This window comes from Dyella marensis (genome assembly GCF_900112865.1).
Taxonomy (GTDB): Bacteria; Pseudomonadota; Gammaproteobacteria; order Xanthomonadales; family Rhodanobacteraceae; genus Dyella_D; species Dyella_D marensis_A.
On the sequence record NZ_FONH01000023.1, the window covers coordinates 13,867 to 30,366 of the forward strand.

Below are 16,500 nucleotides of genomic sequence, written 5' to 3' on the forward strand. Positions count from 1 at the left end.
GCGTGGAATGATAACAAGTGCCGGGGAGTTGCCAGGCGGCGCAGGGAACGCCCGGGTTCCCTGCGTGGATGGATCAGGCGTTGAACGAACCCTTGTTCGTCTCGTTCGACGGCGGCGATTTCGCATCGTCGACTTCGCTGCCGCGGCCGTTCAGCACCAGGGTGCTGGCGATCATGTCGTGCAGGCCCTGCTTGCGCTGGGTGAACGCCACCATCACGTAGCCGATCAGCAGGATCAGGCTGCTGAGGATCTTGGCGAAATGGCGGCCGGTGGCGCGCAGGAAGCTGATCCGGTTGCCGTCCAGGTCGACCACGCGGATGCCCAGCGCCAGCTTGCCCAAGGTGGCCTGCCAGGCCGAGCTTTCGCAGACGGCGAAGTACAGCCAGGTGATCACCAGCTGGATGAGCAGGGCCGGCATCATCGCGCTGTAGAACGCGCCATAGGCGGCCATGGCGGCTTGCGGATCGGCACCCTGCGCGTTCTGCAGCAGCAGCGCCTGCGCCGCGCTGGCGCCCATCAGGCGGGCGATGATGGTGTTGGGAATCCACAGCACCACGCAGTCGATCAGGTAGGCCAGCACGCGCTTCCAGAAGCCGGCGTGGTCCTCCAGCGAGCGCTCGCGGTCGGGCGCGGTCTGCAGCGGTGCCTTCGGCGGCGAGTACACGCGGTCGAGCGCGGGGGGCGCTTCCGGAAACAGCGCGGACAGCGGCTTCCATTCCGCCATGCCCTGGTACCAGCCCAGGTCTTCGGGGCTCAGCTTGCCGGTGCGCAGCCATTCGCGCACGTCGGCTTCGGTGTAGGGGCCGTGTCGTTCGCCATCCCGGCCGATCCAGACTTCCATGATTCGTGCTCCCGTCGGTGGAGCGCGCATCATGCCACGCCCGGAAAACGGTGCCATGTCCGCCCGCAAGGCCCGGTGCGAGTTCAGGCCGCGCGGCGCTTCAAATGCACCAGCAGCAGCGAGATCGCCGCCGGGGTAACGCCGCTGATGCGGGCTGCCTGGCCGATGGTCTGCGGCAGCGCGCGCTTGAGCTTGAGCAGGACCTCGGCGGAGAGGCCGCGCACCTTGTCGTAGTCGAAACCGGCGGGGATCGCGGTCTGCTCGTGGCGGCGCTGGCGTTCGATCTCCTCGCGCTGGCGCTCCAGGTAGCCGGCGTACTTGGCCTGCACTTCGACCTGGGCGGCGACGTCGGCTTCGGTCACCGCCGGACCCAGCTCGGTCACCGTGGCGAGACGGGCGTAGTCGAGTTCGGGGCGGCGCAGCAGGTCCAGCGCATTCGTCTCGCGGCTGACCGCGACGCCGAGCTGGCGCTCGATCGCCGCGCCCAGCGCGTTATTCGGCGCGGCCCACAGCCCGCGCAGGCGCTGCGTCTCGGTTTCCACCGCCTCGCGCTTGGCGCGCAGCGCGTCGAAACGCTGCTGCGGCACCACGCCCAGGGCATGGCCGGTCTCGGTCAGGCGCAGGTCGGCGTTGTCTTCGCGCAGGTGCAGCCGGTACTCGGCGCGCGAGGTGAACATGCGGTAGGGCTCGATGGTGCCGTTGCTGGTCAGGTCGTCGATCAGCACGCCGATGTAGGCCTCGTCGCGCCGCGGATACCAGGGCGCCTTGCCCTGGACGGCGAGCGCGGCGTTGAGGCCGGCGATCAGGCCCTGCGCGCCGGCCTCTTCATAGCCGGTGGTGCCGTTGATCTGGCCGGCGAAATACAGGCCGGGAATGCCCTTGGTTTCCAGCCAGGGCTGCAGGCCGCGCGGGTCGAAATAGTCGTACTCGATCGCATAGCCGGGGCGCGTGATGTGCGCGCGCTCGAAGCCCTTGATCGAATGCACCAGCGCCAGCTGCACGTCGTAGGGCAGGGAGGTGGAAATGCCGTTCGGGTAGATCTCGAAGGTATCCAGGCCTTCCGGCTCGATGAAGATCTGGTGCGAGGACTTCTCGGCGAAGCGCACCACCTTGTCCTCGATCGACGGGCAGTAGCGCGGGCCGACGCCTTCGATCTGGCCCGTATACAGCGGCGAGCGGTCGAGCGCGCCGCGGATCAGCGCGTGCGTGCGCTCGCTGGTGTGGGTGATCCAGCAGCTGACCTGGCGCGGATGCTCGTCGCGCGAGCCCAGGTAGGAGAACACCGGGGCGGGGTCGTCGCCCGGCTGTTCCTCCAGGCCGGTGAAATCGATGCTGCGCAGGTCGATGCGCGGCGGCGTGCCGGTCTTCAGGCGATCGGCCGCGACCGGCAGCTCGCGCAGGCGCCGGGCCAGGGTGGTGGCCGGCGGATCGCCGGCGCGGCCGCCGGCGTACTGCGCCTGGCCGATATGGATCTTGCCGGCGAGGAAGGTGCCGGCGGTCAGCACCACGGCGCCCGCGCGAAAGCTCAGGCCCATCTGGGTCACCACGCCGGTGACGCGGCCGCCTTCCAGGATCAGGTCGTCGACTGCCTGCTGGAACAGCTCGAGGTTCGGCTGGGTCTCCACGATGCGGCGGATCGCCGCCTTGTACAGCGCGCGGTCCGCCTGGCAGCGCGTGGCGCGCACGGCCGGGCCCTTGGAGGCGTTGAGGGTGCGCCACTGGATGCCGGCGCGATCCGCGGCGCGCGCCATGGCGCCGCCCAGCGCGTCGATCTCCTTGACCAGGTGTCCCTTGCCGATGCCGCCGATGGCCGGATTGCAGCTCATCTGGCCGATGGTCTCGATGTTGTGGCTGAGCAGCAGCGTGCGCGCGCCGGTGCGGGCCGCGGCGAGCGCAGCCTCGGTGCCGGCGTGGCCGCCGCCGACCACGATGACGTCGTAGGGAGTCGGGTGAAGCATGGTGAGAGACCGCCTGCGGGGCCTGAAAGCGAACGAACAAGGCGATATGGTAACCCGGTCAGTGCCTTAGCGCGGCGGCCGGATTATCTGGCACGGTTCCTGCTTTTGTTTCCGTGCACTTTCACCGGGCAGACGTTGCGCGGAAACGCGCACAGAGGCCGAACGGACAGGGGTTCGGTCGCGTGCCGGGGAGAGGAAGCAAGACGGCGCCCAGTGGGCGCCGTCGTTTTTTCTGTTGCCGGAAGGCTTTGTCCGACCAGATTAAGATCTGGCGCCCGGCGGTCTCAGGAACAGGGGGAATCCAGGATGACCGTGTTGCCGGGCGCCAGAAACCGTAAATGCGGTGGGCGCAAGCGGCTGATGCCGCCTCGTCGTAAGGTCGATATTTACCCCTGATGCGTGAACACGGGGTGACTAAAACGGAAATTTGTGCCGGATCAGGGCAGCAGCTGACGTACTACGTCATTTCGCGATCCGCACCCGGAAATTTCGTGATGTAGAGCCGCGCGATCAGTGATGCACATCACAAACGATGGCACGCCGGTTGCTTTGCCTTCCCCGCCGTAGCGCTTCAAGGGGGCAGGGCCATGGACATGAGCATCGACTTCAAGGCGTTCTTTCCGCACCACGATCTGCTGATCGAACTGGGGCGCGTCGAAATGGCGATGGAGCATCTGGAGCTCCGCGCCGACGACGAGCGCCGCTCGCTGCGTCCCCGCCTGGAATCGCGCATGCACCGCCTGCGCAGCGAACTGGACCACCTGCTGGTCTGAAGCGCCCCCGGCTCGAGGCGCTCACTCGTGCAGCATGCTGCGCACGATTTCCGCCAGATTGCGCGACAGACCTTCCCGCTCCGCCAGCGCGGCAATCGCCTCCCTGGCGCGTGCGCGCCGCACCGGTTCCAGCCGGCGCCAGCCGTTGAGCACGGTGGCGAGCCGCGCGGCGATCTGCGGATTGAGCGCATCCAGCTCGGCCAGGCGTTCCGCCAGCAGGCGGTAGCCGGCGCCATCGGTGCGATGGAAGCCTGACGGGTTGTTGCGCGCCCAGGCGCCGTAGAGCGAATTGACCCGATTGGGATTCTTCAGCGTAAAGGCCGCATCGCGCTCCAGCGTCTGCACGATCGCCAGCGCCGGCTCGCCCGTGCGCTGGGTCTGCACGCTGAACCACTTGTCCAGCGCGAGCGGATTGTCCGCATAGCGCTGGCGGAAATGTGCAAGCGCCCCGGCAGCCTGCGGTGCATCGCTACGCACCAGCACCGCCAGGGCGGCCAGGCGATCGGTCATGCCGGGCGCTTGCTCGTACTGCTGCGCCGCCAGCAGCTGGGCGGTCGGCGTATCCAGCAGGGCAAGCAATTCCAGCAGGCGCCGCTTCAACCGCCGCTGCGCCTGGCTGGTGGCGTCCAGCCCCGCGCTGGTCTCCCTGGCCAGGGCCTGATAACGAGACAGGATCGCCTCGCCGCCCAATTGTTCGGCCAGCCGCTGCTGCAGCTGCTGGCGCGTCGCATGAATGCGTTCCGGGTCGGCTTCGCGCTCGCGCTCGGCCAGCTCCACCTCGCCCGGCGGCGTCATCAGTTCGGCCAGCAGCGCGGGATCGATGCCGTCTTCCGCGAACAGCCCGGCGAGCGCGCCGCACCAGGCGTCGATCGCGCCGCCGCCGCCATGGTCGCGCAACGTCTCGTAGGCGCAGGTGGCCAGCTGCTGCCCGGCCTGCCAGCGATTGAAGCCATCCGCATCGTGGCGCAACAGCAGCGCCAGGTCGGCCGCCGCGTCCATGCCTTCGAGAATCACCGGCGCCGAGAAGCCACGCAGCAGCGACGGCACCGGCTCGGCGTCCACCTCGCGGAACACGATCTGCTGCTCGGCCTTGTCCGCCACCACCACCAGCTCGGTATCGCCCGAGCGCGGATGGCCATCGACATGCAGCGGCAGCATGTGTCCATCGCGGGCGAACAGCGCGAGCTTGACCGGGACCGGCAAGGCCCGCTTCTCCGCCTGCCCGGGCGTGGGCGGTGTGTGTTGCGTCAATGTGAGCGCGTACTCGCGCCGCGTTGCGTCGTAGCGACCGCTCGCGCGCAGGCGCGGCGTGCCGGCCTGCGCGTACCAGGCCAGGTATGGCGACAGATCGATGCCGTTCGCCTCGCCCAGCGCGCCGAGGAAATCCTCGATCGTCGCGGCCTGGCCGTCGTTGTGCGCAAAGTACAGGTCCATGCCGCGGCGGAAACCGTCCGGTCCCAGCTTGCCGGCCAGCATGCGCACCAGTTCGGAACCCTTCTCGTACACCGTCGCGGTGTAGAAGTTGTTGATCTCACTGTACTGCGACGGTCGTACCGGGTGCGCCAGCGGGCCGGCATCCTCCGGGAACTGCGCGCGGCGCAGCAGCGCGACATCCTCGATGCGCTTGAGCGCCGGCGAATTCATGTCCGCCGAGAACTGCTGCTCGCGGAACACGGTGAGCCCTTCCTTCAGCGACAGCTGGAACCAGTCGCGGCAAGTGACGCGGTTGCCGCTCCAGTTGTGGAAGTACTCGTGTGCCACCACCGCCTCCACCGCGCGGTATTCGTCGTCGGTGGTCGAATCCGGATCGGCCAGCAGGTATTTCGCGTTGAAGACGTTGAGACCCTTGTTCTCCATCGCGCCCATATTGAAGTCGTGCGTGGCGACGACGTGGAACACGTCCAGGTCGTAGTTGCGCCCGTAGGCCTGCTCGTCCCAGCGCATCGAGCGCTCCAGCGCGTCCATCGCGTACTCGCAGCGGTCGATCACATGGGCTTCGGACCAGATCACCAGCTTGACCGCGCGCCCGTCCGCGGTGCGGTAGTCGCGCGCGATCCGCTCCAGCCGTCCGGCCACGATGGCAAACAGATAACTCGGCTTGGGATGCGGATCGACGAAGCGCGCCCAATGGCGGCCATCGGCCAGCTCGCCCGCGCCATCGGGATTGCCGCCGGCCAGCAGCACGGGAAAGCGCGACCGGTCCGCGCGCAGCGTCACCGTGTACTGGGCCAGCACATCCGGACGATCGTGAAAGAACGTGATATGGCGGAAACCTTCCGCCTCGCACTGCGTGAGCAGGAAGCCGGTGTCGCGAGAGCCGGACAGGTACAGGCCTTCCAGCGCGGTATTCTGCGCGGGCCGCAGCCGCACGCGCGTTTCCAGCACGCTGCCGTCGCGTGCGCCGTCCACTTCCAGCTCGGCCTCGGTCTGGCGATAGCGGTCGACGGGCAACGGCTGCCCGTCCAGTGCGATGGAAAGCAGTTCCAGGCCCTCGCCGTCCAGGCGCAGCGGCTCGTCCTGCGCGCGATCGCGGCGCAGCAACAGGCGGGACGCGACCTCGGTGACGTCGATGCCCAGCTCGAATTCCAGCTCGACGCGTTCGACGCGCCAGGCAGGCGCGCGATAGTCGCTGAGGCGGATGGTGGGCGTGGACAGCTGGTCGCGTGCGCTCATGGGGGATCTGGCAGGCTGCGGAGACGGTTCAGGCTAACATGCGGCATTTTCGGATCAGGACAAGTCGATGCCGGGTCAGGACAAATCGAGATCGGATCAGCCACGCGCTGCCTATGGCGCCGAACGCGACAGCGTCGGGACACACGAAATCGCGGTGCTGGAAGACTTCGCACGCGGCCGCCGCGTACGCATCGCGCGCCGCGGCGCCACCGTGATCAGTCTGGAGCAGACCCTGGGCGCGGCCACGCTGGACCTGGCCGACGGCTACCGCGACGCCGCCGAGCTGGACAGCCGGCCCAGCTCGCGCTTCGCCATCATGGTGCCGTTCGCCAACCGCATCGACGATGCGCGCTACACCTTCGACGGCGAGAGCCACGATCTGCAGCCGGGCGTCGAAGGCCCGCAGCGCGCGGCGCGGCACGGCTTCGTGCGCGGCGTGGATTTCGAACTCGCCGCGCTCGGCGCGGACGAGCTGGGTGCGCGGGCGGAGTTCCGCACCTCGGCGATCCGCCCGGACGTGCATCCTGGCTATCCCTTCGCGATCGACCTGAGCATCAGCTACCTGCTCGATGCCGACGGCCTGACCCTGGAAGCGAGCATGCGCAACGTCGGCGAGCGCGCGGCGCCGTGCTTCTTCGGTTGGCATCCGTACTTCCGCCTCGACCACGCGCCGGTCGACAGCTGGGAGTTGCAGATCCCGGCCGGGACCATCGTGCGCACCGATGCCGCCTACATCCCGCTGCCCGGCGCTGCTGCGCACGTGCCGATGCAGGAAGAGCCCGCGCTGGATTTCCGCCGCCCGCGCCCGATCGGCGTGCGCGAGATCAATCACGCCTATGCGCAGCTGCGGTTGGACGAGGACGGCCGCGCCCGTACGCATCTGCGCGATCCCGACAGCGGCCTGGGCCTGGCGGTGTGGCAGGAGTCCGGCGTGATGCTGGCTTTTACCGCCGACACCGTCACCCGCGACGTGCGCCGCTCGGTGGCGCTGGAGCCGATGGAAAGCTGGGCCGATGCCTTCAACCGGGCGGATTGCTTCGACGCGATCCGCCTCGAACCCGGAACCGAACGCCGCTTCCGCTGCGGCGTGGAGATCGAACTGCCATGAGTGGGTTGCCCGACCTCGACCAGATCCGCGACGCCGCCGCGCGCATCGCTCCCTATGCAGCGGTGACGCCGGTGCTGCGCAGTGCGCGACTGGATGCGCTGGCCGGTGCGCAGCTGCACTTCAAGTGCGAAAACCTGCAGCGCGGCGGCGCCTTCAAGTTCCGCGGCGCCTGCAATGCGGTGTGGTCGCTGGACGATGCGCAGGCCGCGCGCGGCGTGGTCACGCACTCCTCCGGCAATCACGGCAATGCGCTGGCAATGGCCGCCGCCACGCGTGGCATCGCCGCGCACGTGGTGGTGCCCGAGGGTGCCGTGCGCGCCAAGCTGGAAGCGATCGAGCAGGCTGGCGCCGTGCTGCATCGCTGCGCGCCGACCACGGCCGCACGCGAGGCGATGACTGCCGAGCTGCAGCGCCAGACCGGTGCGGAGCTGGTGCATCCCTATGCCGATGCGCGCGTGATGGCCGGGCAGGGCACGCTGGTGCTGGAGCTGATGCGCCAGGTGGAAGGACTGGATGCGCTGATTACGCCGGTCGGCGGCGGCGGCCTGGCCGCCGGCTGTGCGATCGCCGCGCATGGCTTGAAGCCGGAGCTGGCGATGTACGGCGCCGAGCCGACTGGCGCCGACGACGCGGCGCGCTCGCTGGCACAGGGAGCGCGCGTCGAACCGTTCCAGGCGGACACGCTGTGCGATGGCCTGCGCACCTTGATCGGCGCACCGAACTTCGACGCCTTGCGCACGCATCGCACCCAGGTGATCACGGTCAGCGACGAGGAAACCATCGCGGCGATGAAGCTGCTGTGGCGCGAATTGAAACTGGTGGTCGAAGTGTCCAGCGCCACCGTGCTCGCCGCGGTGCTCAAGCAAGCCGAGCACTTCGCCGGCCGCCGCGTCGGCCTGGTGCTGACCGGCGGCAACGTCGATCTCGACGCCCTGCCTTGGTAGCGTAGGTTGGGGTGAGCCGCAGGCGAACCCCAACGTTGCGACCATGTGCGGGGCCTGTTGGGGTTACAGGCTGCATCGGCAGCCCGCCCTTCGGGCCATCCGCTACGCGGATGTTCGCTACGGCATCCTGCCTTCGCAGTCGCCTTCGGCTCACCCCAACCTACGCCGGCGTTTTCTTGAAGCGCAGGCCGCTCACTGCGAGTAACCCCGCCAGCACCAGCGCGATGCCCATCCACTCCATCGCCGACGGCTGCTCGTGCAGGATCGCCCATGCCAGCAGCACGCTGACGATCGGCACGCCAAGACTGGACAGACTCGCCACCGCGGTGGGCAATCGCTGCAGCACCAGCAGCCACAAGCCCCACGCCACGCTTGAGGCGAGCACCACGCTGTAGGCGAGACCGGCGATCAAGCCCCAGGTCCATTCGATGGGACGCTGCGGCACCAGCAGCGCAACCACGCACAACCCCAGCGCGCCGAACAGCATCTGCCACGCCGTGAGATTGAGCGGCGTCGGCCGATGCAGCTTGAACATGCGCTTGCTCAACACCGTGCCCATCGCCCACGCCGCGCCCGCGCCGATCGCCAGCAGCGTGCTGCCGCCGGAACCCAGGCCGCGCCACGGTTCGATGATGCAGACCAGGCCCAGCGCGGCGAGCGCCAGGCCCGCCCAATGCCGCGGCGTGGGCTTCTCGTGCAACACCACCCAGGCCAGCAGCACCGCCCAGAACGGCATGGTGTAGGCGAGCAGCGCGACGCGTCCGGCGCCGCCTTCGACCAGCGCCCATTGCCCCAGGCCCTGGAACGCCGCGGTCTGGCACAGGCCGATCAAGGCGGTGGGAAGCAGCGGCGGCGGACGTAGCGACTGCCGCATCGCCAGCAAGGCGCCGAACAACACCAGCGCGCCCAGCGTGTAGCGCAGCGCGGAGAATTGGAACGGACCCGCATGCTGCAGCACCTGCTTCATCACCACCCAGCTGTAGGCCCAGATCAGGATGGTGACGAGCATCGCGGCGATCGCGCCGCGTCGGGAAGCATTCGAAGACATGGGGCCTGCGCAAATTATTTCGCCGCGCACGACGCGCGGCATGGATGAGAAGAAGTCAGCGAAGCGCAAGCTTACAGAGGGATCGGCGCGCAAAAACGCGTTTGCGTGAATGTCGTGTGTAGAGCGCAGGCCGAACCGGTCATTGAATGCGAGGCGCAATGCAGGTTTCTAGAAAGACATCACATTTTGCCTGGATCGCATGACTCATGTTGCCGTTCACAATTGAAACCAGCATCGACCACAGGGGGAAAGATGATCGAGCTGGAGATGCAGGTCCTTTCGGACCGCCGCGAAGGATTGCTGGTGGAACTCGGCCGCATCGTCGTGGCCTATGGTTTCTCCTTGATGCGGCAACGTTTGTCCCAGGACAGCCGGGGTACCTGGCTGACCATGATCGTGCGCGGCCCGGCCGACAAGCAGCTCGCGATGGAGGAAGCGCTCGCCACGCATAGTCGCGTGCTGAGCTTCGAAGCGGGGGTCGCCGAGGGCCGGCCCGCGATGACGCCGGCGGCGTCCGCACCCGTACCGGCGCCCGTCACCGCACCCGCACCCGCACCCATGCCGTCGACGCAAGGCTCCGGGCCCGACATACACCAGGTGGAAAGCACGCTGCCGCAGCTGGCGCGCGACTACCCGAAGATCTATCCCTGGCTGCGCAACCTGGAGCATGCGGTGCCCGCCGATGCGCGCGAGGCCTCGCTGCATCTGGCGGGGCGCCGCACCGGCGCATGGGTATACAAGCGCAACTATGCGATGGGCGCCAAGCTCAATCTGCCCGATGCGATCAAGCGCATCGGCGTGCCGGCCCTGCGCGAACTGGCCACGGTGGACTGGCGCGACGGCCAGCTGCTGATCCAGAACAGTCCGTTGTGCTCGCCGGGCAGCCAGTCCGGCTGCCGCTTCTACAGCGGCTATCTCGAAGGCGTGCTGGGCGGTTCGGTGGAACCGCAGACCGTGTTCGTACGCAACCTGTTCTGCCGCAGCCACGGCGCGGCGAGCTGCATTCTCGAAATCTCGCACTGACGAATTCGCAGTAGGCAGGGGGGACCGGTCCCGGCCCGGACCCATGGCAGTGACCACCGGCGCGCACGCGCCGGCGAAAGGACGTTTCCCATTTCCACGTGACATCAGGAGAAGTGCCATGGCTGCGCATCAAAGCTACAACTGGATGCTGATCGTTCTTTCGTATCTGATCTCGGTGCTGGGTTCGTACACGGCGCTGCAACTGGCGGTGGGCATTCCGGCGGCGCACAGCAGCCGCCAGCGCACCGCCGCGATCCTCGCCGCTGGCGCGGCGATGGGCGTGGGCGCGATCTGGGCGATGCATTTCATCGCCATGCTCGCCTGCGACATGGGCATGCCGGTGACCTACGACCTGGCGCGCACCTCGCTCTCCGCCGTACTCGCTTTCGCGGCCTGTTCGCTCGGCCTGGGCATCGCCGGCAGCGGCAGCTTCAACTGGCCCAAGCTGGTCGCCGCCGGCGTGTGCATGGGCCTGGGCGTCGCCGGCATGCACTACCTGGGCATGACCGCGGTGCTGATGGGCGCCTTCATCACTTATGACGTGAGCATCGTGGCGCTGTCGGTGCTGATCGCCATCGTCGCCTCGATCGCCGCGCTGTGGCTGGCCTTCAACCTGCGCGGCATGGCGCAGATGGTCGGCAGCGCGCTGGTGATGGGCATCGCCGTGTGCGGCATGCACTACACCGGCATGGCCGCGGTCAACCTCGAAGACAACGGCAGCCAGCTGCCCGCCGGCTACGCCGCCGGCCTGCGCGGCGACAACCTCGGCGTGAGCATCTTCGCCGTGGCGCTGGTGCTGCTGGTGGTGGTGCTGGTGCTCAACCACATGCGCCAGAGGCGGCGCGAGGCGATCACCATCTGAGCGCATCGCAACGGGGAGCACGATGCTCCCCGTTCCCGTTATGCTGCGCCTCCCTTCGGGAGCACCACGCATGGCCAAGCCTCTCACCCGCTGCGCCTGGGCCGACGGCAGCGAGATCGAGCGCGACTACCACGACAGCGAGTGGGGCGTGCCGTTGCACGACGATCGCCTGCTGTTCGAATGCCTGATCCTGGAAGGCGCGCAGGCGGGCCTGTCGTGGCGCACCGTGCTGGCCAAGCGCGAGCGCTACCGCGAGGTGTTCCACGATTTCGACATCGCACGCGTGGCGGCGATGAAAGACCGCGAGCTGGACAAGCTGATGCTCGATCCGGGCATCGTGCGCAATCGCCTGAAGATCTCCGCCACGCGCGGCAATGCGCAGGCGGCGCTGAAGTTGATCGAGGAGATTGGCAGCCTGGACGCGCATCTGTGGTCGTTCGTCGACGGCAGGCCGGTGAAGAACCGCTGGCGCGACCGCAGCCAGGTGCCGGCGAGCACGCTGGTCTCCGATCGCATGAGCAAGGACCTGAAGAAGCGCGGCTTCCGCTTCGTCGGTACCACCATCTGCTATGCCTTCATGCAGGCGACCGGGATGGTGGACGATCACATCGTCAGTTGTTTCCGCCACCGGTAGTAGGTTGGGGTGAGCCGCAGGCGACTGCGAAGGCAGGATGCCGTAGCGAACATCCGCGTAGCGGATGGCCCGAAGGGCGGGCTGCCGATGCAGCCTGTAACCCCAACATCGCCCCGCCACGATGCGTCGCACTCGTCATTCCGGCGCAGGCCGGAATCCAGTAGCGGGAATGCCGGATTTTCGGACCATCCGTGCAGGCTTTTCGCGAACATCGAGCGATACCGTCACTGGATTCCGGCCTGCGCCGGAATGACGGTGTTTTCGCGGGTTTGGGGTTTGCCACCGGACTACGCTGAAATAACGGCTGATATAGGCGAGCAACTACAGACAACCGGTAGTTGCTTTGCTAGCTTGATTCGCGTTGTCCGCGGAGTGCTTCGAGTCCCATCGCGGACAACCACGGCAGCAATGCCGTGAGAGTCGCGGGCCAAGGGTGCAACGAACACCCCTGACCCGCTAACCATCACCAACTGAGACGGAGTCGATCATGGCTAAGCCAGATCATACGGCACCCGCCCGCCCGCCGATCCCCTCGGCGACACCCCCACCGCCCCGCCGGGCCGTCCGCCTACCACGCGGACACGGCTGACGAAGCGCGCCAGCGCGTTTTTCGCGGAAAGCCTCATTAGATTTTTCCGAGCCGTCCTACCCGGCACGTAGCCGCGTGCGACGCCGAAAACCGCGCGAGCGTTCCCCCTGTTTCGCCATCGAGCCGCCCGACCGCCCATGCATGGGCGTCGGTGGAACCCGCGTCCGTGTGATCGCGGCGCGCCGTGCTGTCCCGGCGGCGCGCCGTTTACGGAGCGAGGTCGCGGCATCACGCAAGGAGCAAGCCATGCACACGCTTGGAGAACCCTGGATCACCCGCCACACCCGGTACTTTTCAGATCCCGACGCCGATCCGGAGGCCCTGTTGAACGACGCCACCGAGTGGCTGCACTACGCGCACAGCGCCGTCCTGCTGCTGGCCGAACTGGTCCACGACCGCAGCATCGTCGATGCGCGCCGCCTGCCCACCATGCTGGAGGGTATTGCGGCATTCATCGATATGGGCATGAGCTGCGCGACGCAGGCGCATGGGCGGATGCAGTGGCAGCGGGTGCAGACGGAGACGGCTGAGGATCTTCACAGCGCATAAGCCACGCAACAGCCGTCATTCCGGCGCAGGCCGGAATCCAGTAGCGGAAGTGCCGGATTTTCGCGACCACCTTCAGGCGCTTTCTCGCGAAAACCGAGCGATATCGTTACTGGATTCCGGCCTGCGCCGGAATGACGAGCAAGAGCGAGCGATGACAAGTGGCGTCGCCTGGCGGCAATATGGCGGCTGCTTCAGCCATCGGCGTGCCGATATGCCGCAATCCTCTTTCCAGCCCCACGTCCGCGCCTTCTTCCACGCCGACACCAACACCTTCACCTACGTCGTCCACGAAGGCCGCTCCGCCGTGGTGATCGACCCGGTGCTGGACTACGACGCGGCTGCGGCGCGCGTGTCGACCGCATCGGCCGAGGCGGTGATGGCGTATGTACGCGAGCAGCGGCTCACCGTGGAATGGATCCTGGAAACCCACGCCCACGCCGATCACCTCAGCGCGGGCGACCATCTGCGCAATGCGTTCGGCGCGAAGCTGGCCATCGGCGAAGGCATCGTGCGCGTGCAGTCGCGCTTCAAGGCGCTGTTCGGGCTGGGCGAGGAGTTCGTGCCGGACGGCAGCCAGTTCGATAGCCTGCTGCGCGACGGCGACGTGCTGCATGCCGGCGTGATGCAGATCCGCGTGCTGGCCACGCCGGGGCATACCGACGATGGGCTCACCTATCTGATCGGCGACGCGGCCTTCGTCGGCGACACGCTGTTCGCGCCGGAAACCGGCACCGCGCGCTGCGATTTTCCCGGCGGCGACGCCGCGCGGCTGTATGCGTCGATCCAGCAGATCCTCGCGCTGCCGGCGGACACGAGGCTGTTCCTGTGCCACGACTATCCGCCCGCCTCGCGTGGCGCCGAGCCGCAGAGCAGCATCGAGGCGCAGCGCCAGGGCAATGTGCACGTCAAGGATGGCGCGACCGAGGCATCGTTCGTCGCGCTGCGCACCGCGCGCGACGCCACCCTGCCGGTGCCGCGCCTGCTGCTGCCGGCGCTGCAGGTGAATATCCGCGGCGGCCGCCTGCCGCCACCGGATGAAGAAGGCGTGCGCTATCTGCGCCTGCCGCTCAACCGTTTCGGGGCCTAACGCCGGCGCGAACCGCGCAGCGCATCCACCGAGAAGCTGGCGATCTCGCCGCCGCCCTTCGCGCGGCGCGACTGGCCGGTGGCCGGGCCCCAGGCATGCGCGGTCACTACTTCCCAGGTGGCGGGAACGCGGCCGTCGACGCGCATGGTCTCGTAGGCATCCAGCATCTGGCGGTAGTGCTTCTTGCCGGTGAGGCCGCGCTCGCGTGCGGTGTCGGCATTGGTCGCGCCCAGGCCCTGCAGTTCCTTCAGCAGCAGGCGCGGCTCGCTGTAGGTGAGGGTGTAGCGGTCCACGTCCAGCACCGGGTCGCGCAGGCCGGCGGCGATCATCGCGTCGCCCAGGTCGTGCATGTCCAGGAAGCGGCTGACGTGCGGCTGCTGGTCGGCCTGGGCCCAGGCCGCGCGCAATTCTTTCAGCGTGTCCGGCCCGAAGGTGGAGAACAGCAGCAGGCCGCCGGGTTTCAGCACGCGCACGCATTCGCCGAACAGTGCCTGCAGATCGTCGATCCACTGGAAGCACAGGTTGGAATGCAGCACGTCCACGCTGTGGTCCGGCAGCGGCAGCGCGGTGGCTTCGGCGCATACGCGCTGGAACGGCTTGAGCCAGCTGGCGTGCTGCTTCGCCGCGCGCAGCATCGGCAGGGCCAGGTCCGTCGCCAGCACCTGCGCCTTGGCGTAGCGCTTCTTCAGCAGCGCCGCGCCGCGGCCGGTGCCGGCGCCGACGTCGATCACCAGGCCGGGCGTTTCCAGATAGAAGTCCAGCCGCTCCAGCAGCAGGTTCTGCACCTCGCGCTGCAAGGCATCGTGCTGTTCGTAAGTGCGCGCGGCGCGGCCGAAGTTGCGGCGGACCTGGCGCTTGTCGATATGGAAGTCGCTCATCGCCAGGTGTCCAGCAGAGGATTGAGGGCCTGCGCGACCGCGTCCGCATGGCCGAAGAACGGTGCGTGGCCGGCGCGTTCGATCTCGTCGTAGCCGCCGCCGGATTGCGTGGACGACCACTGCATCGCCTGCGGATGCACCAGGCGGTCGCGGCGGCCGGAGATCCAGGTATTGGGCACGGCCAGGTCCGGCAGCGCGGCGCGGCGGTCGCTGTCCTCCAGGATGCGGATGCCTTCCTGCAGCACGCGCAGGTCCGGCTCGCCGCGCTCGAAGGCCAGCGCGCGCAGATGGCGCAGTTCGGCGCGCGGGTCGGCGCTGCCCATGGCTTCGAGGGCGAGGAAGCGTTCCAGCGTGGCGTGGTAGTCGGTTTCCAGGTCGGTGGCGAGCTGGTGCACCAGGGCGGGATCGCTGCCGTGCGGCCAGCCTGCGTCGCGCACGAACTTCGGCGTGGCGCAGACCATGGCCAGGCCGCGCACGTGGCGCGGGCGTTCCAGCGCGGCGGTGAGCGCGATCAATCCGCCCAGGGACCAACCCAGCCACAAGGCCGGAGGCGTTGCCGCGGCGATCGCGGCCGCACAAGCCGAAGGCGCCAGCGGAATGCCGCAATCGCGCGAATGGCCGTGGCCCGGCAGGTCGACCACGTAGACGGTGCAGCGCGCTTCCAGTGCTTCCGCGAGCGGCGCCATCACGCCGCCATGCATCGCCCAGCCGTGCAGCATCACCACCGGCACGGGACCCGTGCCGCGCACTTCCACGTGCAGGCTCATGCGTCGGCTCCGTCGCTATCGAGCGCAGACGGTGCGAGCGCCTTGTCCACCGCGCCGCGCCCGTCGAATACGAAGCAGTCGCCGCGCCAGTAGGCGCCGTCGGTTTCCTCGAAATACTTCAGGATGCCGCCTTCGAGCTGGAACACATGCTCGATGCCCAGATCCTGCATATGCAGCGCGGCCTTCTCGCAGCGGATGCCGCCGGTGCAGTACGACACCACGGTGCGGCCCTCGAAGCGCGCGCGATCCGCGGCGACGGCCTGCGGGAACGCAGTGAAGTTGGCGATGCGATAGTCCACCGCCTGCTCGAACAGGCCCACGTCGGTCTCGTAGTCGTTGCGTGTATCGAGCAGCACCAGTTCGCGGCCTTCATCGTCGCGGCCCTGTGCAAGCCAGCGGCGCAGCGTGGCCGGCGCTACCGCCGGCGCGCGTCCGTTTTCGGGCCGGACCGGCAGGCGCATGGTGATGATTTCCTTCTTCAGGCGCACGCGCATGCGGCCGAATGGCACGGCATCGGACGGCGATTCCTTGGGCGCGAGATCGGCGAAGCGCGCGTCCTCCCGCAGCCAGGCCATGAAGGCATCCGTCGCGTCGCGCGGGCCGGCCAGGAACAGGTTGATGCCTTCCGGGGCCAGCAGGATGGTCCCTTTCAGGGACAGTGCCAGGCAGCGTTCGAGCACGCGCTCGCGCAGCGCCGGGAGGTCATCCAGGCTGACGAATTTGTAGGCGGAGAGATTGACGATCGGCATGGGGGATACGGCAGCTA

16 protein-coding genes are annotated in these 16,500 nt (G+C 68.1%); 9 read left to right on the plus strand and 7 right to left on the minus strand.

The genetic code is table 11. The features are described from left to right. Nucleotides 1–73: 73 nt before the first annotated feature. Together BM172_RS19565 and mnmG are read right to left on the minus strand one after the other, a co-directional pair. On the minus strand, nucleotides 74–841 hold the full coding sequence (locus tag BM172_RS19565; protein ID WP_026633331.1) for an RDD family protein: 768 nt from the start codon (nucleotides 839–841) through the stop codon (nucleotides 74–76). Between the two features lie 83 nt (nucleotides 842–924). Beyond that, the gene (gene mnmG / locus BM172_RS19570) at nucleotides 925–2,799 is read right to left on the minus strand and encodes a tRNA uridine-5-carboxymethylaminomethyl(34) synthesis enzyme MnmG (RefSeq protein WP_026633332.1); all 1,875 of its coding nucleotides are present in this window, start codon (nucleotides 2,797–2,799) and stop codon (nucleotides 925–927) included. A gap of 587 nt (nucleotides 2,800–3,386) precedes the next feature. Here mnmG and BM172_RS19575 point away from each other — a divergent pair. After that, on the plus strand, nucleotides 3,387–3,572 hold the full coding sequence (locus BM172_RS19575; protein WP_026633333.1) for a hypothetical protein: 186 nt from the start codon (nucleotides 3,387–3,389) through the stop codon (nucleotides 3,570–3,572). Nucleotides 3,573–3,593: 21 nt separating this feature from the next. Here the strand turns inward: BM172_RS19575 and pepN are convergent, their stop codons facing one another. Beyond that, nucleotides 3,594–6,245, minus strand: coding sequence for an aminopeptidase N (gene pepN / locus BM172_RS19580; protein WP_026633334.1), 2,652 nt, complete (start codon nucleotides 6,243–6,245; stop codon nucleotides 3,594–3,596). 67 nt (nucleotides 6,246–6,312) lie between these two features. Between pepN and BM172_RS19585 the strand changes: the two genes are divergently transcribed. Both BM172_RS19585 and BM172_RS19590 read left to right on the plus strand, forming a co-directional pair. Next, a complete protein-coding gene (locus BM172_RS19585) occupies nucleotides 6,313–7,353 on the plus strand; it encodes an aldose 1-epimerase (protein ID WP_081804987.1) in 1,041 nt (346 codons plus the stop codon). Beyond that, the gene (locus BM172_RS19590) at nucleotides 7,350–8,297 is read left to right on the plus strand and encodes a pyridoxal-phosphate dependent enzyme (protein ID WP_026633335.1); all 948 of its coding nucleotides are present in this window, start codon (nucleotides 7,350–7,352) and stop codon (nucleotides 8,295–8,297) included. Before BM172_RS19585 ends, BM172_RS19590 begins: the two co-directional genes overlap by 4 nt. Before the next feature lie 160 nt (nucleotides 8,298–8,457). Here the strand turns inward: BM172_RS19590 and BM172_RS19595 are convergent, their stop codons facing one another. Continuing rightward, nucleotides 8,458–9,306 carry a DMT family transporter gene (locus BM172_RS19595; protein WP_231504098.1) on the minus strand — a complete coding sequence of 283 codons (849 nt, stop codon included), beginning with the start codon at nucleotides 9,304–9,306 and terminating at the stop codon, nucleotides 8,458–8,460. On the opposite strand from BM172_RS19595, the gene BM172_RS22600 reads away from it, so the two are divergent. The 6 genes from BM172_RS22600 to BM172_RS19620 all read left to right on the plus strand — a co-directional run bounded on the left by BM172_RS22600 (nucleotide 9,293) and on the right by BM172_RS19620 (nucleotide 14,089). Continuing rightward, nucleotides 9,293–9,454: a hypothetical protein gene (locus BM172_RS22600; RefSeq protein WP_177218844.1), complete on the plus strand. Its 162-nt coding sequence runs from the start codon at nucleotides 9,293–9,295 to the stop codon at nucleotides 9,452–9,454. The genes BM172_RS19595 and BM172_RS22600 overlap by 14 nt on opposite strands. A 158-nt stretch (nucleotides 9,455–9,612) precedes the next feature. Continuing rightward, nucleotides 9,613–10,368, plus strand: a complete 756-nt coding sequence (locus tag BM172_RS19600) for a hypothetical protein (protein ID WP_231504099.1) — start codon at nucleotides 9,613–9,615, stop codon at nucleotides 10,366–10,368. 118 nt (nucleotides 10,369–10,486) lie between these two features. After that, on the plus strand, nucleotides 10,487–11,230 hold the full coding sequence (locus BM172_RS19605; protein WP_035322238.1) for an MHYT domain-containing protein: 744 nt from the start codon (nucleotides 10,487–10,489) through the stop codon (nucleotides 11,228–11,230). Between the two features lie 70 nt (nucleotides 11,231–11,300). Next, nucleotides 11,301–11,864, plus strand: a complete 564-nt coding sequence (locus tag BM172_RS19610) for a DNA-3-methyladenine glycosylase I (RefSeq protein ID WP_026633339.1) — start codon at nucleotides 11,301–11,303, stop codon at nucleotides 11,862–11,864. An 835-nt stretch (nucleotides 11,865–12,699) separates the two neighbouring features. Then, nucleotides 12,700–13,002, plus strand: a complete 303-nt coding sequence (locus tag BM172_RS19615) for a hypothetical protein (RefSeq protein WP_026633340.1) — start codon at nucleotides 12,700–12,702, stop codon at nucleotides 13,000–13,002. Between the two features lie 151 nt (nucleotides 13,003–13,153). Further along, nucleotides 13,154–14,089 carry an MBL fold metallo-hydrolase gene (locus tag BM172_RS19620; RefSeq protein ID WP_331279762.1) on the plus strand — a complete coding sequence of 312 codons (936 nt, stop codon included), beginning with the start codon at nucleotides 13,154–13,156 and terminating at the stop codon, nucleotides 14,087–14,089. Here BM172_RS19620 and bioC read toward each other — a convergent pair. The 3 genes from bioC to BM172_RS19635 are packed head-to-tail and all read right to left on the minus strand — an operon-like array spanning nucleotide 14,086 to nucleotide 16,483. After that, a complete protein-coding gene (gene bioC, locus BM172_RS19625; protein ID WP_026633342.1) occupies nucleotides 14,086–14,967 on the minus strand; it encodes a malonyl-ACP O-methyltransferase BioC in 882 nt (293 codons plus the stop codon). The two genes, BM172_RS19620 and bioC, sit on opposite strands and share 4 nt — an antisense overlap. After that, nucleotides 14,964–15,734 carry a pimeloyl-ACP methyl ester esterase BioH gene (gene bioH, locus BM172_RS19630; RefSeq protein WP_026633343.1) on the minus strand — a complete coding sequence of 257 codons (771 nt, stop codon included), beginning with the start codon at nucleotides 15,732–15,734 and terminating at the stop codon, nucleotides 14,964–14,966. The genes bioC and bioH overlap by 4 nt, the downstream gene beginning before the upstream one ends. After that, nucleotides 15,731–16,483 (minus strand): sulfurtransferase, encoded by a 753-nt coding sequence (locus tag BM172_RS19635; RefSeq protein ID WP_026633344.1) that lies wholly within the window; start codon nucleotides 16,481–16,483, stop codon nucleotides 15,731–15,733. The genes bioH and BM172_RS19635 overlap by 4 nt, the downstream gene beginning before the upstream one ends. Nucleotides 16,484–16,500 lie beyond the last annotated feature (17 nt).